Here is a 19,079-nt window from a genome sequence, read left to right as displayed (position 1 = left end):
AGAAATGGTAAGCGATTATTGTGCCTGAATTTTGACCGATTCCAAGAGAAAATGACTGAAATTAAAGAATTAATGAAGAGTACTCAGCCAGCGTTAACGACTGAGTACCTTTGAAACGGCGACTGAGCGCTATTTGGTGCGCTCTACAGAAATGTGTGCCAGCGCAATGAGAGCCTGTTTGAAATCGGATTCTGGAACAGGGTCGAGGGCTTTTACCGCCTTGTCTGCCTCTTCAGTTGCACAGCGTTTGGTATAATCGAGTGCACCGGTTTCATCCATGATGCGCTGAATGCGTGCAAGATGAGGAAGGCCATTGGCTTTTTCGATCGCTTCTCTGATCAATGCCTGATCGTCGGGATCTTTGGCATGCCACATGGCATACAATAAGGGCAACGTAGGTTTCCCTTCTGCTAAATCATCACCGGCATTCTTGCCCATTTCTTCACTGTCGGCCACGTAATCCATAATATCGTCTGCCAACTGGAAGGCGGTACCTAAATGCTTTCCGTAATCCTGCATGGCAGATTCAATAGGTGCAGGCTGTTCAGTAAGCACGGCAGCAAGCTGCGTTGCCGCTTCGAACAAGCGTGCAGTTTTGCCGTAGATCACATCGAAATAGCGTTCTTCTGTGGTATCAGGATCGTTGCAGTTCATCAGTTGCAGCACTTCTCCTTCGGCAATACGATTAGTGGCATCGGAGAGGATTTCCATCACCCGCATGCTTTTCAGGCTTACCATCATCTGAAATGAGCGAGAGTAGAGGAAGTCACCCACCAAAACACTGGCCTGATTACCAAATAGTGCGTTTGCTGTTTGTTGACCACGGCGCAATGTAGATTCGTCTACCACATCGTCGTGAAGCAGCGTGGAGGTGTGAATAAACTCGATGATCGCGGCCAGAGTGTGGTGTTGATCGCTGGTGATCCCCATGGATCGTGCAGCCAAAACACAAAGCAACGGGCGCAGACGTTTGCCGCCACTGTTGACGATGTAAAAGCCTAACTGATTGATGAGGGCAACATCGGAGTCGACTTGCTGCTGTATAAGCGCGTTTACCGCTTTCATATCCGCTGCGGCTAGCTCGCGGATCGCATTGATGTCCATTGGCATGTCGTGAGTAAATTTTGCTGAATTCATTTGAAGCCGTGATTGTACCTGAATCTGTTGGGGTATCCACCCGGATAACTTAAAAAACTGAAATGGTGAGAAAAATTTTAGCTAATAGGCATATTAATTATTTAATTTATGTCATATATCCGTAAAATACCCTCCACACAAAACCCGTGTCGACATCACTTTGTTGTGAATTTCAGTTAACGGCAACAAGAACAAATAGTCTGGTTGCGTTACAAAAATTACCAATAGAATCAATTTCTTGGTGTTTTTAGTTTGATGAAATTTTACTGGCAATTGTTGATTTTCGGCATCCCCGGGTGCGTATTGAACCGAAGCGCGAAAAATAATCAAATTTTGTGCTTTTCGGGGTTGAGATCTCAGGATGTTTCACGTACAATTCGCGCCCTGTTTTTTGAATATGAAGCGTCAAAGAGACGCAGAGCGGAGTAGAATATGTACGCGGTTTTCCAAAGTGGCGGTAAACAGCACCGTGTGGCTGAAGGCCAGACCGTTCGTCTAGAGAAGATCGAAGTCGCGCCAGGCGAGACTGTTGAATTCGATAACGTATTAATGGTTAGCAACGGTGACGACATCAAGATCGGCACACCTTTAGTTGCTGGTGGTAAAGTGACTGCTGAAGTTGTACAACACGGTCGTGGCGATAAAGTAACTATCGTTAAGTTCCGTCGTCGTAAACATCACCGTAAACAAGCGGGTCACCGTCAGTGGTTCACAGAAGTGAAAATCACTGGTATCAACGCATAATAGGAGCACGAACACATGGCACACAAAAAAGCTGGTGGTAGTACCAAAAACGGTCGTGATTCAGAAAGTAAACGCCTTGGTGTTAAGCGCTTTGGCGGTGAATCAGTTCTTGCTGGTAACATCATCGTAAGACAACGTGGTACTCGTTTCCACGCTGGCGACAACGTAGGTATCGGTAAAGATCACACGTTGTTTGCTCTGAAAGACGGTAAAGTTCAGTTCGACGTTAAGGGCAAGAACAACCGTAAATTCGTGAGCATCATCGGCGAGTAATCCCGATTGACGTTACGCCGAACAGGCTTAAAAAACCCCGCGTAAGCGGGGTTTTTTGTTTGTAGTAACAAGATTTTTTACAGGGCCCTGTGTCCTTCATCAGATTGGCGATGTAGTGATTGTCACAATGGTGTAAACTTAGTTTTCAAATACGGTAGTCGACAACGACTCGGAGTAACTAATGAAATTTGTTGATGAAGCTGAAATTCGTGTTGAAGCCGGCGATGGCGGTAACGGCACAGTTGGCTTTAGACGTGAAAAATATATCCCGAAAGGTGGTCCTGACGGCGGTGACGGTGGCGATGGCGGTTCTGTTTATTTGCAGGCCGACGAAAACCTGAACACCCTCATTGATTATCGCTTCGAGCGTTTCCACCGTGCAGAGCGTGGCCAGAATGGTCAAGGCGGCAACTGTACTGGCCGTGCAGGTGAAGATCTCACGGTTATGGTGCCAGTAGGTACCCGTGCTACAGATGTGGAAACCGCGGAAGTGCTGGGCGACCTGACTAAGCATGGCCAGCGTCTTAAAGTAGCGCAGGGCGGCTTTCACGGTTTAGGTAACGCGCGCTTCAAAAGCAGTGTTAACCGAGCGCCACGTCAGAAAACAAATGGTACGCCGGGTGAAATCCGCAACCTGCGCCTGGAGCTGATGCTGCTGGCTGACGTGGGCTTGCTGGGTATGCCGAATGCCGGTAAATCTACTTTTATTCGCTCTGTATCGGCCGCTAAGCCGAAAGTTGCAGATTATCCTTTCACTACTCTGGTACCGAATCTGGGTGTGGTGAGACAAGACTCTCAACGCAGCTTTGTTATTGCTGACATTCCGGGTCTTATCGAAGGTGCAGCCGACGGCGCTGGTTTGGGAATTCGTTTCTTAAAGCACCTTGAACGTTGCCGGATCTTACTGCACCTGGTTGATCTTCTGCCTGCTGATCAAAGCGATCCCGCTGAAAACGCCCGTAAGATCATTGAAGAACTTGAAAAATACAGCCCCAAACTGGCAGCAAAGCCACGTTGGTTAGTGTTTAACAAAGTCGATCTACTGCTTGAAGAAGAAGTCGAAGCGCTGTGTAAAGAGATCACCGAAAAACTCGAATGGGATGGTCCGGTATATCAAATTTCTGCATTTCAGAAAATGAATACCAATGCACTTTGCCACGAAATCATGAACTTCATTGAAACGTTACCGGCTGAGGTAGTTGATGAAAATGAAGCTAAGGAAATTGATTTTCAGTGGGATGCTTATCAGAAAGCGACTGGTGATGATCTGTCAGACGATCTGGATGACGATGATGATTGGGATGAAGACGACTACGATGTAGAAGTCGAATACCGCCGTTAATCGTATTTCAGGGAGTTGTGATGAAGTTAGCAATGATTGCAGCCATGGCCCACGATCGTGTGATTGGTGCCGATAATGATATGCCATGGCACTTACCCGCTGATCTGAAGCATTTTAAAGCCGTTACGCTAGGCAAGCCGGTGGTAATGGGGCGCCGAACCTACGAATCTATTGGCCGGCCGTTACCTGGCCGTCCGAATATCGTGGTGACATCGTCAACTACTACGGATTTCCCGGAGTCGGTTATCGTAGTCAGCTCGCCAGAGCAGGCGCTGGAAGTCGCTCAAACACTTGTGGGCGATGAACAGGAAATTATGATTATTGGTGGTGGTAAGATATATGAAACGTTTCTACCCATGGCAGAAACCCTTTATCTTACCCACATTGATTTGCAAGTAGCGGGCGATACCCGTTTCCCTGATTATCTGGCACATGCGGAATGGGATGAAGCGGAAAGCCAACAGCATATTGCTGATGAGGCGAACCCGCATAATTATCGTTTTGTCACGCTTCAGCGCAAACGCTAAAGCATATCGCCAGGCAGATACTGTGATGTAAGCACCATGTGCCTATATCACAGTATTGCCTAAGCCAATTCCACTTATCTGAGGGCTATTCGCCCATCTGATCAAACAGACTTTCTAACGACAATCCTTGATGGCTAAGCATATCCCGCAGTCTGCGCAATGCTTCAACCTGGATTTGACGTACACGTTCCCGTGTGAGACCGATTTCTGCACCCACATCTTCTAGAGTGGATGGCTCATACCCTAACAGACCAAAACGACGAGCCAGTACCTCACGCTGTTTTGCGTTGAGTTCTTCCAGCCACTTCACGATATTTGCTTTCATATCGTTGTCCTGCAGGTCTTCTTCCGGACCAAATTCATTCTGGTCTGCAAGTATGTCTAACAGGGCTTTATCGTTCTCACCGCCAATGGGGGTGTCTACAGAGGTGATACGCTCGTTCAAACGCAGCATGCGTGATACTTCGTCGACAGGCTTATCGAGCTCGGTAGCGATTTCTTCTGCAGTGGGTTCGTGGTCGAGCTTTTGCGACAACTCACGGGCACAACGCAGATAAACATTGAGTTCTTTGACAACATGAATAGGCAGGCGAATGGTTCTCGTCTGGTTCATGATGGCACGTTCGATGGTTTGTCTAATCCACCAGGTTGCGTAAGTTGAGAAACGGAAGCCTCGCTCCGGATCGAATTTCTCAACAGCGCGGATAAGACCCAAGTTACCTTCTTCAATCAAGTCGAGCAGTGCAAGACCGCGATTGTTATAGCGGCGCGCTATTTTAACGACAAGGCGAAGGTTGGATACAATCATGCGCTTTCTGGAAGCTTCACAGCCTTTCAGAGCGCGTCTGGCAAAATAGACTTCTTCTTCGGCAGTTAATAGAGGTGAGAAGCCGATCTCTCCCAAATAAAGCTGGGTTGCATCCAGGTTCTTTGGTAAGTCGTCCTGAACGAATACTGAGTCATCAGTATCGTCGTCTATGTCGGCAGTGTTAGTGTTACCAGCTTTCATATTCACTGGCATGTCCATCTCGTCTAACTCATCACGAGACTTTGATTCGATTACAGCGGCTTTTGTCTGACCCACGACAGCATCTCCTGCATTGTTGGTTACCCTGCGATGTTCTCCTCAAATTTTATTATTATTTATTGTTATTATTATCGTTTCGGCAAATAGCGCAGGGGATCTAACGATTTCCCGCGATATCTGACCTCGAAATGTAGCTTCACTGAATCTGTTCCGCTGTCGCCCATGGTTGCAATTTGTTGCCCTGCGGCTACCCATTGCTGTTCATCGACTAAAAGCTTAGCGTTGTGTGCATAAGCACTCAATAATGCATTCGTATGTTTTATGATGATTAAATTACCATAACCACGTAATGCGTTACCGGCGTATACCACTTTGCCATCGGCGGCGGCTAAAACTGGTGAACCTCTTTGGGCGCTTAAGTCTAAACCTTTATTACCGGATTCAGTATTACTGAATGTTAACGTAATGTTGCCATTGCTTGGCCAAACCCATTTTGACACCTTATCCGGAAAGTCTCTTCTGGACGGGTTATTGACAGTTTTAGTCAAAGGTTTGACGGCGGTAACTTCTTGTCCGTTAACATTAATTTCACGTTCACTGTACGCCTGTGCCGGTTTAGGGTCAACACCCCTTTTGTTGTATATTTTACTGGTCGTACCAGTTTTTTCTTGCACTTTTCTGGGGCGGGTGTTGCGTGTCAGCGATGTCGTAGAGGGGGGGGCTAAGCGCAGTTTTTGACCAGGGTAGATATCGTAAGGTGCTGATAGTGAGTTGTATTTTGCAATGTCTCGGTAGTCATTTCCGGTGTACCAGGCGACCGCAAATAGCGTGTCACCTTTTTTTACTACATAGCTTTGAATCTCTGACCCCGATTGTTTTTTTTCTACCTGACTATTGAGCAAAGTCACTGGCGCGGGGCCTGTTGAGCTAGAGCAGGCCGTCAAAAAAATGACGGAAAAACAACCAAGAAGAACGTAAATGGTTCGCATTAACGGTGTCAGTGAAGGATGAGATAAGCAAGAATGGCGAGACCAATGGTGGCCCAACCAAGAATTTCGACGTATTCCCGTAGCTTTTCTTCCATTGCAGCACCACCCAATTTCATTAGACCAGCGACTAAAAAGAAGCGGGCTCCTCGTCCCACTGCCGAAGCAATAAGGAAGGGAATGAATGCCATATTTAATACACCCGCACTGATGGTAAACACTTTATAGGGGATAGGGGAGAACCCGGCGAGGAAAACCACCCAAACGCCATAGGTTTCAAACCAATCCATCGCAGTCTGAAGCTTACCTTCATAACCAGCGGAAATGACGAGGGGCTCGATCCAGGCCTCAAAAGTAAAATATCCCAGCGCATATCCTGCAATACCACCCAGTACAGAAGCTACTGTAGTGATAAGTGCAAACGTCCAGGCTCGTTGGGGCCGAGACATCGACATAGGGGCAAGCATGACATCAGGCGGAATGGGAAAGAACATGGATTCTGCGAAGCTGAGCAACGCGAGGTATCTGCTGGCGAACTGATGTCGCGACCAACGTAGCGCCAAATCATAGCATGGCTGAAAAATTTTCACTGAAGCTCTCCTGCAACCAGTGGTACAAATCGAACAGCCTCGATGGTTTCTGTTTTCAGTTCACCGTCGATTCTGTCAACACAGAGTAGATTTTGCTGCTCACTGCCTACAGGAATAATTAAGCGGCCACCTTCTTCAAGTTGCTCACACAAGTCCTGCGGTAGGCTGCTCGCGGCTGCAGTAACCAGAATGGCATCGTAAGGCCCTTTGCTTGGCCAGCCTTTCCAGCCATCACCATGCTTCATAGACACATTGTGCAAATCTAGCTGGTTCATTCGGCGCTTTGCCTGGAACTGCAACGACTTAATACGTTCCACAGTGTAAACGTGACCAAAAAGCTGAGCTAAAATTGTTGTTTGATAACCAGAGCCCGTGCCGATCTCAAGGATCTTACGTGGATTATTCTGCGCCTTGAGTAGCAGCTCGGTCATTTTTGCCACGATATAAGGCTGCGATATGGTCTGGCCTTGACCAATGGGCAGGGCAGTGTTCTGGTATGCCTTGTGTTTGAGGGCATCGGGTAAAAACAGTTCTCTGGGCGTGGCCGCGATAGCCGTTAGCACTTTCTGATCACGCACACCTTCACTGAACAGAAGTTCAGCCAGCATTTCACCTTTTTTCAATGTTCTCATTGCAACAAATGTGTTCCTGTTAGAATTGTTATTAGATTTTTTTATTCAGCCATTCTTCCATGGTACCCAGGCTGCTGTGGGCTGTCATATCCACGCTGAGTGGTGTGACGGAGCAATACCCATTGGCTATTGCATGAAAATCGGTACCGTCGCCGGCGTCTTGTTCCGCACCGGCAGGACCGTACCAGTAGATCTCGCGGCCAAAAGCATCCTTCGCTTTTACCATTGCTTCCGCGCGATGTCGGCGGCCTTGGCGAGTCACTTTAATCCCTTTTAATTCATCGTAAGGAACATCCGGTACGTTCACATTCAAAATCTGATTAGCAGGCAAAGGATGGCTTTCTAACTTGGTGATGATATCCAGGACTACCCGAGCCGCGGTGTCGAAATGCTTGCCTTCATGACTGGTGAGGGAAACCGCAATAGCAGGAAGACCCATATAGCGACCTTCGGTTGCGGCTGCAACAGTGCCAGAGTAAATAACATCATCACCGAGATTCGCACCGTGGTTAATCCCCGAAACAACCAACTCTGGATCTTCTTCCAAAAAGCAATTTACACCCAGGTGCACACAGTCGGAAGGCGTGCCGTTTACCGAATAAAAGCCGTTATCTAATTGTTGAATACGCAGTGGGCTGTGCAGGGACAGCGCGTTACTGGCACCGCTGCAGTTTCGGTCTGGGGCAATAACGGTAACGTCGTGTCGGCTAGTCAGCGTTTCAAATAAGATCGCAATGCCTTTGGCAAATACACTGTCGTCGTTACTTAATAAAATGCGCATGCATGCTCCGGAAATAGTAGAAAACTTAATCTGCGCTTTGAACGGTGCTTAAATCTACACAATCTCTGAGCACCGTAGTGGCGTAGCAGCCGGCAGGCAGACTGAAAGAAACAACAACTGTATCACCGTTATGTTGCCATTCAAGTTGCGACGGCCAGATTTTTACCGGACGACGTTCTTGTTTTAACCCTTCGGCGGCAAGAAATGTGGTGATTGGCTCAAATTGCTCTGTCACTGATAATTCCAGTGCGGCGGCAATGGTTTTCGACGGCAAGTCGCCCTTGCCCCATAATGGCGCTGTTGGTGATAAATCCTGCTGTTCGTAACGCTGTTGAACGGTGGAATCTTCACCATCGTTAATAAAGAAGGAGTGTGAGCCTGACAGCATCAGAGCGTCGCCGGGGAGTACCGTATTTAATGCGCCGTTTTCAATACGTGTACTGATCACTTCGTTAAACAACCAACTGCGTAATGCGGAAATTGCCATATTGCGCTTGTTACGGTTTCGGATGGCTTCACCGCCCACCATTTTTGCCGCTAGTTGAAGATTTCCACCTTCCAAACGTTCGCCAGTTTCTCCAATGCGAACATTGCCAAAACGTTGATCGCCAAAGTAGTTGGGAACACCTTGCACGGCAGCGCGTTGTAATTCGGCGATAAGTTTGTCTGCATCGCTCACATTGCGCAAGGTAATCGCAAAGTGATTTCCTTTCAGTTGGCCGGTGCGTAGCTTTTTATTGTGGCGATGTTGAGCCAACACTTTTACGCCTGGAATCGCCAGTTTCGAAAAGTCAAAATCGGCCTTTCCCGGCGCGTGCAAGCCAATCCACTGACGGGTAACGGCGTATTTGTCTTTGCGGCCCGCATACGACACATTGCGCAGCGGCAAACCCGTAAACTTGGCCAGTTGCTCTGCTACCCACGCCGTGTTCGCCAAGGTTTTCTCTACCCAAATAAATTGATGCTCGCCGTCGTTACTGAAGTCGTAACCCAGCTCTTCGGTTACTACAAAGTCTTCAGGCTTGGCTTTCAAGGTAGCAGTGCAAGCCGGTGCTTCCTTACTGTAGCGCCAGTGAGCAGTAGACAGATTCATGGCAGCGCCTTCAGCAGAACGACGGCATGCGCGGAAATACCTTCTTTACGGCCGGTAAAACCCAACTTTTCGGTAGTTGTCGCTTTTACGTTGATGTCTTCTATGCTGCACTGACAATCGGTGGCAAGCAGCGCGCGCATGTCTTGAATGTGCGGTGCCATTTTAGGGGCCTGAGCAATTATGGTCATATCGGCGTTGCTCAGTCCGTAACCTTTGTCTTTTACCAGGCTTATGACATGACGCAGCAGATAGCGGCTATCCACGCCAGACCATTCGTCGTCGGTGTCTGGGAAGTGTTTGCCAATATCGCCCATGGCTGCAGCACCAAGAATGGCATCGCAAAGCGCATGAATAAGCACGTCACCGTCAGAGTGGGCAAGTAAACCCTGTTCATAGTCGATACTGACGCCACCAATAACAATGGGACCTTCGCCACCAAATTTGTGAACATCGTAACCGTGACCAATTCGCATAGTTGCCTCTTAACCTTTCTGTTGTGACTGTTGTAAGTAGAATGCGGCCAGCGGCATATCCGCTGGGCGTGTTATTTTAATATTCGCCGGGTTGCTGTCGATAAGCGCTACCTGATAACCCGCGGCTTCCATGGCTGAAGCTTCATCAGTAACCACCACTTTTTTTTGTTCACCCTGCTTTAACGCGGCTGTTAGCAAACCCGCGGGAAAAAGTTGTGGTGTGAGCGCATGCCATAATCTATCCCTACTTTCCGTATGAGAAATGGCGCCCGGCGTACTTGTGCTTTCCCGCTTCATGGTGTCTCGCACCGGTGTAGCCAGAATACCGCCAACCACATCACTTCGGTTTCTCACTTCAAGCAAGGTGTCTATATCGTCGTGGGACACGCAAGGACGCGCAGCATCGTGCACCAATGCCCACTCATCGTCGTTAAGCAACTGCAAACCGGCTAACACTGAGTCGGCCCGTTCTTTACCACCATCAACCACGGTAAGCCAGGAGGCATCCGCAATGGGGAGGTTAGGAAAGTAAGGATCGTCGCAGCTTAACGCTACCACAACACGACTAACAGCGGGGTGTGCATTAAGTGTAAGAAGTGTGTGCTCGAGAATGGTTTTGTTACCGAGCTGGAGATACTGTTTGGGGCGGTCAGCCTGCATTCGGCTGCCAACACCTGCGGCCGGTACCACGGCAACGACTGAGGAATGTGTCATGAATTCTTAGTTTTCCGCCGGCAGGATCCGGTAAAAGGTTTCGCCCTGCTTTATCAGGCCCAGTTCGTTTCTGGCACGCTCTTCAATAGATTCCAGGCCAATTTTCAAATCGCTAATATCGGCTTTAAGAAGGTTGTTACGCTGGGCAAGGTTATCGTTTTGCTGGGATTGTTGCTGTACTTCTTGCTTCAGTGCCAAATAGTCAGGCACTGAGTTTTTTCCGAACCACAAGCGATACTGGAGCAAGCCCAGCAACACCAAAAGTACGAAAGTAACCCAATTATCCCGCCACACGGAAACACCTGTTATCTGATTAAAGGTTCATTATGCCTTCTACGGCCAGCCCGGTCTACTGACCGAGCTTGCTTTTCAGTTTATCAAACAGTTTGTTTTTCTGCTGGTCGATCACACTGTTCAGTTGGGTTTTTAGCAAACTTTCTAACTGACTGCTGTCGCCTTGTGCTGCGCTTAACATGCTTTCCACGTTAACCAGTTGGCCCTGAGTCTCAGTTTGTACGCCTCCAACCATGCCATTGAGTCGCAGCATTACTTCATCCAGTTTATCTTGTTGACTGGCTGTTAGCTCTGAAATAGCGGCTTGCGCTAATTTGTTATCGAGGTCTGAAGATATCGCAAAATCCGGGTTGCTGAGGGTACCGGAAAGGTTAAGTTTCATGTCCAGGGTTTTTAACTGGTTCAGCGCATTGGCAATGGCGGTGGTCAGTTTGTTGGTGCCTGCCGCTTCAATAACCAGGCTGGCTAAATCAATGTCACCGCTACCGTTAAGCAAATTGTCATTAATCGAGAATTGTCCCGATGTGGTTACCAAGGCTTTTTCCAGTGCGGCAGAGAGTTTCTCGCTATTCACCATGGGAACATTCGCCAGGTTAACGCCGGCCAGCGACCATTGTTGTGAAGCATCGACGCCTTTTTCATCTATCCAGAATTGTCCGGAAGACTCGAATTGTTTTAGCAGTTCACCCGCAGCAGAAATGGTAAAGGTAGTGGGTTCGCCAAATACCGGGTGCGTATTAGTGATGTTTTTCCAAACACTACCAATGGTCTCATCTTTATATTTCACCGCCACTTCGGCTTCTTTTACCAAAATGGCGGGGAGCTCGGTAGCTGGCGTATCGTCGGTTTGTGGTTCCCCTTGGATTAACGGTAATACAATTTGCACAGCAGACATCAAATATTGCGTGTATTCCGCCGCCTTGTCTCCGAACACCAACTGGGTAACTTGCTGCATGGCGGCTTCATCACCAGCAATAATGCCTTTCATCAGCTGATAATCTTGTTTGGGTGCCGCTTTCAATTGTTGTAGAGAGTCGGAAAGGGCAGTGCGGGCATTCTTCGCATTATCAGTAAAATCTGTGATCAGCGCCCGGTCGGCTGATATTTGCTCTTTTAACGTTTTGAGCTTTGATTGCGCTTCAACCAGCGCCTGAGGATTTTTGAAATCCATCTCTTTTAAGGCTTCTACCTGGGTTTTGTATTCCTCGATGCGAGATTTGTCAGGTAACGCTTGATAAGACGTTTTAAGTTCTTCGGAATACGTTTCGTAGGTTTGTTTTGCTTGTGCTACTGCCGCCGTGGTCTTGAGCGGGTTGCGCTCAATCAGTTCATCCACAGTAGGAATGGCTTCTTTCGCTTTCTGTTTTATTTCATCGAAGGTCAAGCTTTGAGTAGGTTGACGAAGCACCTTACCTTCGCTACTTCTTGGCTGATCGAATTCCACATCCAGCACCTGAAGTTTGTTTACGATAACTTCTTTTGAAAGAAGAGGCATTAACGCCACGTCGCCAAAGGCTTTGCCAACAACCACCTGATTTCGCATTGGCGCAGTGGGGTTGGTCAGTTGAATATCTTCAATGGTCACGGTTGTGGGAAACAATGAATGATTAAAGCTGCCAATGTTCACTTCAGCCCCGTACGACTGAGAAAGCTGGTCTTCCAAGATGGATTTAATAATCGTATTGGCAAACAGCCAGTAGCCAACGGCTACCAGAAGTAAAACGACGAGGGGGATGTAGCGTTTTTTCATTTTTACACCAGGCCTAGACTTTTTTAGAAGCTGACTTCACCGCTAGGGGGTCAGCATAGCATTGTCCTTAATACTCGCGAGTGTGAAGATTGGATGACAGTGCGATGAGTGCAACCACGTCGCACTCACCTAACAGACCATTTAGAACTGAAATTTACTCATAGCTTGACGGGCTTTTTCTACATAATCCGCCAAAGCCTGACTGGTTTTGGTCATCTGCTCCACGTTATCGACGGTATGCTTCGCAGATTCAGAAAGCTCATTGATTCTAAGGTTCACTTCCTGCGCCGCTTCATTCTGCTGGTCCGTAGCTTCTGCGATATGGCGATTCTTACCGGCAATATCAGACACAATGGAGAGCAGGGTGTGTAGCGTGTCGTTGGCCTCATTCACATTGCTCACAGTACTGTCTACCGTCGACTGGCTGGTTTTCACTGCACTCACCGCAGCGGCCGAGCCAGTTTGGAGTTCCTGAATCATCTGCTGAATTTCATCCGTGCTTTGTCCGGTTCTGCTTGCCAGCGTGCGAACTTCATCGGCGACCACCGCAAAGCCTCGGCCCTGTTCACCTGCGCGGGCAGCTTCAATGGCCGCATTCAACGCCAGCAAGTTGGTTTGTTCAGAGATCCCGCGAATTACATCAAGCACGCTACCAATTTTATCACTTTGTTGCGCGAGCTGATTCACTGTATTGACCAGCGAATCGATACTTTGATTGAGCGACTGAATTTCCTGAACCGATTTCGCTACCGCAGTAATACCCTGATGTGCGTTCGATTCTGCTTGTTCCGTTGACTGGTTTGCTGCTGCCGCATGCTGGCTTACATCACCAATTTGCACGGTAATTTGTTCCATCGCCGCGGCTACCTGAATGGCATTATGGCTCTGTGTTTCCGCCTGACTTCCGCTTGAACATCGAATCGTCTCAAGTTGCTTTCCTTGCGACGACACTTGTTCAATCGCACTATTCAGGGCTTGCAGTGAATCACGCACCTTGGCAACAAACGCGTTGTAATGGCGAGCCAGTCGGGCAATTTCATCATTGCCATCGGTGGGCAATTCTCGTGTAAGGTCACCTTCGCCTTGCGCAATGTTTTTCATGCTGTCTGCAGCCGCATGCAGCGGGGTAGTGATACTTTTACCGATTAACCAGGTGAATAAGGCAATCAGTACCAAACAAATAACCCCCAGCCCAATAAAGATATTGCGGATGGTGGAGAATGCCGCATCCAGGCGTGTCAGGTATATCCCCGTACCAATTGTCCATTGCCAGTCGGCAAAGCGTTTTACGTAGGAAATTTTATCGACAGCTTCTTCTGAATTTGGCAGCGGCCACACATAAGGCACAAATCCGGCATTTTCAGATTTCACCAGTTTCGCCATGGTGACAAAAAAGGTATCGCCATTTGCATCTTTAAAAGTGGTCAGATCCTGGCCATTCAATGCGGGTTTGATCGGGTGCATCACCATGGCGGGCGTGTCGTCTTGAATCCACAAATAGTTACCGTTGTCATAACGCATCGAGGAGATAGAGGCTTTCGCTAAAGACTGGGCATCGGCTTGCGATAAAGTGCCTTTATTCGCCAGTTCAGCATAATGTTGAACCGTGGAATAGGCGATTTCAACGATGTGTTTCGTTGATTCGTAAGCGTCTTCTTTTTGTGCTTTGTAGTGCTGTTGCAAAACTACCGTGGTCATTACCACTACCAGGCTGGCAACCAATAGCACTAAAAACGCGAGTCGTTGTACCACGCTGAAGTTTCTTAGCTTCATAAAATTTCTCGCAAAATTTAATTTTAATGAGTGTAGGAAGGTATCGGCTTCTGCGCCATTTTATTCAGCTTTATTTCGTTAAATCTAAGTTCGGCAGGATTTATTTACAGCTATCGTTAGACAGCCTCGAAGGTACGACAAATGCTTCGTTTACGCAGCCTGGGTTTATGATAGCATCGCGCCCGCGACAGCCAGACATGATCTTAACCATGTCGTTGGCATACAAAGATCATAGATCGACTTAACTTGCTATTTGGGTGTGCCTCGGGCAACGTGAGTGCAAGAATTAATCAGTAGGACTGATAACCACATTATATTTACAGAAGGGTTTCAATGCTCACTAACGACAATCTCAACACGTTGACTTCGATTCGTCAGCGTATTCGCGACCATTACCGGATTGATGAATCCACTGCTATAGATCAAATTCTGCCGGTTGCAGAAGTTAACCCGCGTGCCAGAAGCCGTGCCTGGGAAAGGGCACGAAAGATGGTATTGCGAATTCGTCGCGAACAGGAAGGGCATGGGGGCGTAGATGCGCTGCTGAATGAATACTCCCTGTCTACCGCTGAAGGGATTGTATTAATGTGTCTGGCAGAAGCTCTGCTTCGTGTGCCAGATAAAGAAACCCAGGATGAACTCATCCGCGATAAATTATCAAAAGGGCAGTGGACTCCCCATCTTGGTAATTCCGACTCTATGTTCGTAAACGCGTCAGCCTGGGGCCTGCTACTCACCGGTAACATGGTGAACTATGCTGACAAACGTCGTAACGAACAGTTTGGTTTGCTGAAGAAAACGCTGGGTCGTTTAGGTGAACCGGTTATCCGCCGTGCTATGAACATTGCCATGCGGGTAATGGGGCGTCAGTTCGTGATGGGTGAAACCATTAAAGATGCCGTTGAGCGCGCCAAAGACAAAGAAACCAAAGGGTACGTGTATTCTTACGACATGCTGGGCGAGGGTGCCCGCACCATGAAGGATGCCGACCGCTACTATAACTCTTACGTAAATGCGATTAAGGTTATTGGTAAAGCGGCCGCGGGTCGCGGTCCAAAACGTTCACCGGGCATTTCGGTAAAGCTATCGGCTATTCACCCCCGCTATGAATTCCTTCATGCTGAGCGCGTAATGGCGGAAATTCCGCCGAAGCTGAAAGCGTTGTGTTTAATGGCCAAAGAATTCGATATTGGCCTGACGGTAGATGCTGAAGAAGCCGACCGTTTAGACATCTCATTAGATATCATTGAAGCCGTATTCCGCGATCCGGAACTCGACGGCTGGGAAGGATTTGGCCTGGCGGTTCAGGCTTATCAAAAGCGCTCAATTCATGTTATTGAATGGCTACGTAAGCTTACGCTGGAAGTCGGCCGTAGCATGATGGTGCGTCTGGTGAAAGGCGCCTACTGGGATACCGAAATTAAGATGACCCAGCAAGCTGGCGTTGATGGCTTCCCGGTATTTACCCGAAAATCGTCTACCGACGTTTCCTATCACGCCTGTGCCAACAAGTTGTTGGACTACCGTGATTCTATCTATCCGCAGTTTGCCACGCACAATGCGTACACCGCATCGGTGATCATTGAACTGGCCGGTGACGACAAAGAAGGCTTCGAATTCCAGTGTCTGCACGGCATGGGTGATACCCTTTACGATCAGGTGGTTACCGAAGAGAAAATTCAGTGTCGTGTTTATGCACCGGTAGGCGAACACGAAGACTTGCTGGCCTATCTGGTTCGTCGTCTTCTGGAAAACGGCGCGAACTCCTCGTTTGTAAACGCCATTGTTGATGATGAAAAGCCAGTGGAATCGCTGCTTGAAGATCCGGTTGAGAAAACCCAGCGTCTTAAAACCCGTCACAATAAACAAATTAATGCGCCCCGTGATTTATACGCGCCGGAGCGTGAGAACTCCCGTGGTCTGGATCTCACCGACGTGAACGCTATGCACGCGTTGCAACATGAATTAGCGCGCTGGGAACAGCACTATGCGGTACATGGCGAGTTGCCTGAAGGCGCGACGGCGGTGTTAAACCCTGCAGCACAAAACGATGTGGTGGGCTTCCACCATTATGCTGACATCGAACAGATGAAAACCGCGCTGGATAATGCTCATAATGGTTTTGCGGCCTGGTCTAAGCGTTCGGTAGAAGAGCGTGCTGATATTCTTGAGCGCACCGCCTTTGCCTTAGAGCGTCATATGGGCGAGCTGATCGCTATCTGTATCCGTGAAGCCGGTAAAGTGACCCAGGACAGCATCGATGAAGTGCGTGAAGCCGTAGACTTCCTGCGTTACTACGCTGTACGTGCCCGTGAGCTTGACGCCGATCAGCGCTTTGTGGCCCGTGGTGTTGTACTTTGTATCAGCCCATGGAACTTCCCGCTGGCCATTTTCTTAGGTCAGGTGGCGGCAGCGCTGGCAACGGGAAACACCGTGGTGGCTAAACCTGCTGAACAAACCAGTATGGTAGCGAAACGCGCATTGGAAATTATGCACACCGTTGGTTTGCCTGAAGATGCCATGCAGCTGATCATTGCACCTGGTAAAGATGTGGGTAGCACGCTGCTCCCCGACGAGCGGATTAAAGCAGTAATGTTCACCGGCTCAACCCAAACCGGCACGCTGATCTCCCAGCTATTGGCAGAGCGTGGTGGCGAACAGGTACCATTGATTGCCGAAACTGGTGGTCAGAACTGCATGATTGTCGATTCCACCGCCTTGCCTGAACAGGTTATTGATGATGTGGTGCATTCTGGCTTCCAGAGTGCCGGTCAGCGCTGTTCTGCGCTGCGCGTACTTTACGTGCAGGAAGACATCGCCGACGATATCGCCGACATGCTGATTGGAGCCATGAAAGAACTGAGCATTGGCAATCCAGCATTGTTAAGCACAGATGTGGGGCCGGTGATAGACGAGAAAGCGTTTAAAAACCTGAAAGATCACGAAAGCTACATGGAAGGTAAAGGCAAGCTGTTGTATCAGTGTGAATTACCTGAAAACTGCGGCGACGGTTTCTTCTATCCACCTACGCTGTATCAGATTGACAGTATTGATGTGCTGGAAAAAGAAGTTTTCGGTCCGGTTATTCACCTTGTGCGCTTTAAAGGTAAGGAAATCGGTAGCGTTGTCGACAAGATCAACAGCACCGGTTACGGCCTGACCATGGGCATTCACTCTCGAATCGAAGAACGCGCGAACGAGCTGGCTGCTCGCAGCCGTGCCGGTAACGTGTACGTGAACCGAAACATGATTGGTGCCATTGTGGGCGTGCAGCCATTTGGTGGTCGCGGTCTTTCTGGTACCGGCCCGAAAGCGGGTGGTCCGAACTACTTACGCCGTCTTATGCAAGAGCGTGCTACACCTAAGCCTTCTCAGGTTGACGATATTGAAAACCTCGATGCTGCATTAAGCGGCGAGAAGAAAGATGCAGAAGCCGCCGTGCGCCTGATGACGCAAGGGGTGAATGTTGAAACACAATGGCGTCATACTGCACTGAACGACCGTATTTCCATGGTTCGTCAGTTGCTGGCTAAGCTGGCAAAAGTGGATATCGTTGATGAATTAGCCGACGACCTTAACCGCACACTCGCCACGTCTCGTCAGCAGTTAACCACTATCGAGCGCACCATGGCGAAGGCCAAGCAATTACCCGGACCAACCGGTGAGTCGAATAAGCTCTATCTTGAACCACGTGGTGTTCTGGTTTGTTTCGCGGATAAAGGCGTAAGTTTCGAGTACTGGACATTGTCGATTGTTACTGCACTGGCCACCGGTAACGTGGTTGTGTCTGTTGTCTCTGACTTGTTCTACGACGAAGCACTGGAATTCCAAAAGCACTTCCTGAAAACCGGCGCGCCAGAAGGTGTGTTCCAGGTAGCCCGTTTGAGTCACTTGAACGATTTGCTGATGAACGAGCACTTATCGGGTGTGGTTGTCGATTCACATACCGAGCGTACTGCGCAAATTGCTGCCATGTTATCGTCTCGTGAAGGGGCTATTCTGCCGGTAATTACCGCAGAATATAACGACAACCTCATTCAGCGTTTGTTAACAGAGAAAACCATCAGTATTGATACCACCGCTTCGGGTGGTAACACATCACTGATGACGCTGGTGGAAGACGACGAATAATCGGTCTTCCAATCCAACGAAACTAAAAAAGGCGTGCTTCATTTGAAGCACGCCTTTTTCGTTAATGTGCAAATAGAATTACGGGATGCGTGTTACATCCACTCGTCGTTACGACGACGCTTCTTCGGCAGGAAAGTAAGAATGACGCCGAGTAGCACACCACCGCCAGCGACAATGCCGCCCCAGGTAAACCACTTGATCATTTCGTCTTTACTTTGTGCTTCAAGCTGGTTGGTTAAGCGCGTAATTTCCGTGGTTTGATCGCCGGTTTCAGACTTCAGGGCGGAAAGTTCCTGACGTACCGCACTGAGTTGCTGCTTCAGGCGATCGTTTTCAGTACGTAAACCTTGCAGGCTGCCTTCGCTGTCAGCGAGGCGTTGGGTAAGCAGAGGAATCTTTTCTGCCTGCGACATTTCATTACTGACAAAGCGGGTTTCAACCCAACCTGTGCGATCTTCGTTGTCTTTAATCTGAGTAAACTCGGCTTCACTGTTGCGATCGAGCACGGTGATTGGCGTACCTGCGCCTACCGAACCAAGAATACGGTAGTTGCGACCAGGACCCGCATGCAGGAAGACAAACAGGTCATCGCGGATGTAATTTGAGGAAGAAGCTTCTTCCTGCAGAGATTCTTCAATAGGATCCTGCTGTTGTGCAAAAACCTGAAAGGATAGACCAATAAGAGCAATGGTCAGCCATTTTCGTAACATAGTGCGTCCGTAGTGGTTGTTAGAAACGTTGTGATGGTATTGGCTGTTCTTATGAAAGGCAAGCCTGACCGCCTGTTTGGACCGGCAACTCGTCATACAGTT

18 protein-coding genes are annotated in these 19,079 nt (G+C 48.6%); 5 read left to right on the top strand and 13 right to left on the bottom strand.

What is annotated here, in order from left to right; all coding sequences use genetic code 11:
* Positions 1-129 precede the first annotated feature (129 nt).
* Positions 130-1,104 carry an octaprenyl diphosphate synthase gene (gene ispB / locus BFC18_RS10710; protein WP_070125570.1) on the bottom strand — a complete coding sequence of 325 codons (975 nt, stop codon included), beginning with the start codon at positions 1,102-1,104 and terminating at the stop codon, positions 130-132.
* Between the two features lie 465 nt (positions 1,105-1,569).
* Here ispB and rplU point away from each other — a divergent pair, with 465 nt between their 5' ends.
* From rplU to folA, 4 genes are all read left to right on the top strand, one after another.
* Positions 1,570-1,881, top strand: a complete 312-nt coding sequence (gene rplU, locus BFC18_RS10705) for a 50S ribosomal protein L21 (protein ID WP_070125554.1) — start codon at positions 1,570-1,572, stop codon at positions 1,879-1,881.
* Positions 1,882-1,896: 15 nt separating this feature from the next.
* Complete coding sequence (gene rpmA / locus BFC18_RS10700; protein ID WP_070125553.1) at positions 1,897-2,154, top strand: 50S ribosomal protein L27; 258 nt, start codon at positions 1,897-1,899, stop codon at positions 2,152-2,154.
* A 181-nt stretch (positions 2,155-2,335) separates the two neighbouring features.
* Positions 2,336-3,496 carry an Obg family GTPase CgtA gene (gene cgtA / locus BFC18_RS10695; RefSeq protein WP_070125552.1) on the top strand — a complete coding sequence of 387 codons (1,161 nt, stop codon included), beginning with the start codon at positions 2,336-2,338 and terminating at the stop codon, positions 3,494-3,496.
* A gap of 20 nt (positions 3,497-3,516) precedes the next feature.
* Positions 3,517-4,023 (top strand): type 3 dihydrofolate reductase, encoded by a 507-nt coding sequence (gene folA, locus BFC18_RS10690; RefSeq protein WP_070125551.1) that lies wholly within the window; start codon positions 3,517-3,519, stop codon positions 4,021-4,023.
* Positions 4,024-4,108: 85 nt separating this feature from the next.
* Here the strand turns inward: folA and rpoS are convergent, their stop codons facing one another.
* From rpoS to BFC18_RS10635, 11 genes are all read right to left on the bottom strand, one after another.
* Positions 4,109-5,107, bottom strand: coding sequence for an RNA polymerase sigma factor RpoS (rpoS, locus tag BFC18_RS10685; protein ID WP_083273021.1), 999 nt, complete (start codon positions 5,105-5,107; stop codon positions 4,109-4,111).
* Between the two features lie 71 nt (positions 5,108-5,178).
* On the bottom strand, positions 5,179-6,039 hold the full coding sequence (locus tag BFC18_RS10680) for a peptidoglycan DD-metalloendopeptidase family protein (RefSeq protein WP_070125550.1): 861 nt from the start codon (positions 6,037-6,039) through the stop codon (positions 5,179-5,181).
* 8 nt (positions 6,040-6,047) lie between these two features.
* Complete coding sequence (locus BFC18_RS10675) at positions 6,048-6,626, bottom strand: YqaA family protein (protein ID WP_070125549.1); 579 nt, start codon at positions 6,624-6,626, stop codon at positions 6,048-6,050.
* Positions 6,623-7,258, bottom strand: a complete 636-nt coding sequence (locus BFC18_RS10670; protein ID WP_070125548.1) for a protein-L-isoaspartate(D-aspartate) O-methyltransferase — start codon at positions 7,256-7,258, stop codon at positions 6,623-6,625. The genes BFC18_RS10675 and BFC18_RS10670 overlap by 4 nt, the downstream gene beginning before the upstream one ends.
* Positions 7,259-7,289: 31 nt before the next feature.
* Positions 7,290-8,039, bottom strand: coding sequence for a 5'/3'-nucleotidase SurE (gene surE, locus BFC18_RS10665; RefSeq protein WP_070125547.1), 750 nt, complete (start codon positions 8,037-8,039; stop codon positions 7,290-7,292).
* A gap of 25 nt (positions 8,040-8,064) precedes the next feature.
* Positions 8,065-9,132, bottom strand: a complete 1,068-nt coding sequence (gene truD, locus BFC18_RS10660; protein WP_070125546.1) for a tRNA pseudouridine(13) synthase TruD — start codon at positions 9,130-9,132, stop codon at positions 8,065-8,067.
* Positions 9,129-9,605, bottom strand: coding sequence for a 2-C-methyl-D-erythritol 2,4-cyclodiphosphate synthase (ispF, locus tag BFC18_RS10655; protein ID WP_070125545.1), 477 nt, complete (start codon positions 9,603-9,605; stop codon positions 9,129-9,131). The genes truD and ispF overlap by 4 nt, the downstream gene beginning before the upstream one ends.
* 9 nt (positions 9,606-9,614) lie before the next feature.
* Complete coding sequence (gene ispD, locus BFC18_RS10650) at positions 9,615-10,319, bottom strand: 2-C-methyl-D-erythritol 4-phosphate cytidylyltransferase (protein ID WP_070125544.1); 705 nt, start codon at positions 10,317-10,319, stop codon at positions 9,615-9,617.
* Between the two features lie 6 nt (positions 10,320-10,325).
* A complete protein-coding gene (ftsB, locus tag BFC18_RS10645) occupies positions 10,326-10,613 on the bottom strand; it encodes a cell division protein FtsB (protein ID WP_070125543.1) in 288 nt (95 codons plus the stop codon).
* Between the two features lie 55 nt (positions 10,614-10,668).
* On the bottom strand, positions 10,669-12,363 hold the full coding sequence (locus BFC18_RS10640; RefSeq protein WP_070125542.1) for a TIGR03545 family protein: 1,695 nt from the start codon (positions 12,361-12,363) through the stop codon (positions 10,669-10,671).
* A 141-nt stretch (positions 12,364-12,504) separates the two neighbouring features.
* Positions 12,505-14,136 carry a methyl-accepting chemotaxis protein gene (locus BFC18_RS10635; protein WP_070125541.1) on the bottom strand — a complete coding sequence of 544 codons (1,632 nt, stop codon included), beginning with the start codon at positions 14,134-14,136 and terminating at the stop codon, positions 12,505-12,507.
* 333 nt (positions 14,137-14,469) lie between these two features.
* On the opposite strand from BFC18_RS10635, the gene putA reads away from it, so the two are divergent.
* The gene (gene putA / locus BFC18_RS10630) at positions 14,470-18,267 is read left to right on the top strand and encodes a bifunctional proline dehydrogenase/L-glutamate gamma-semialdehyde dehydrogenase PutA (protein ID WP_070125540.1); all 3,798 of its coding nucleotides are present in this window, start codon (positions 14,470-14,472) and stop codon (positions 18,265-18,267) included.
* 92 nt (positions 18,268-18,359) lie between these two features.
* On the opposite strand, the gene BFC18_RS10625 is transcribed toward putA, so the two are convergent.
* Entirely contained in the window at positions 18,360-18,977 is a 618-nt protein-coding gene (locus BFC18_RS10625) for a TIGR04211 family SH3 domain-containing protein (RefSeq protein ID WP_070125539.1), read from the bottom strand.
* Between the last annotated feature and the right edge of the window lie 102 nt (positions 18,978-19,079).

The sequence above is a fragment of the Alteromonas confluentis genome (genome assembly GCF_001757105.1).
GTDB classification, from domain to species: Bacteria; Pseudomonadota; Gammaproteobacteria; order Enterobacterales; family Alteromonadaceae; genus Alteromonas; species Alteromonas confluentis.
This window is presented reverse-complemented; position numbering and strand designations above follow the sequence as displayed.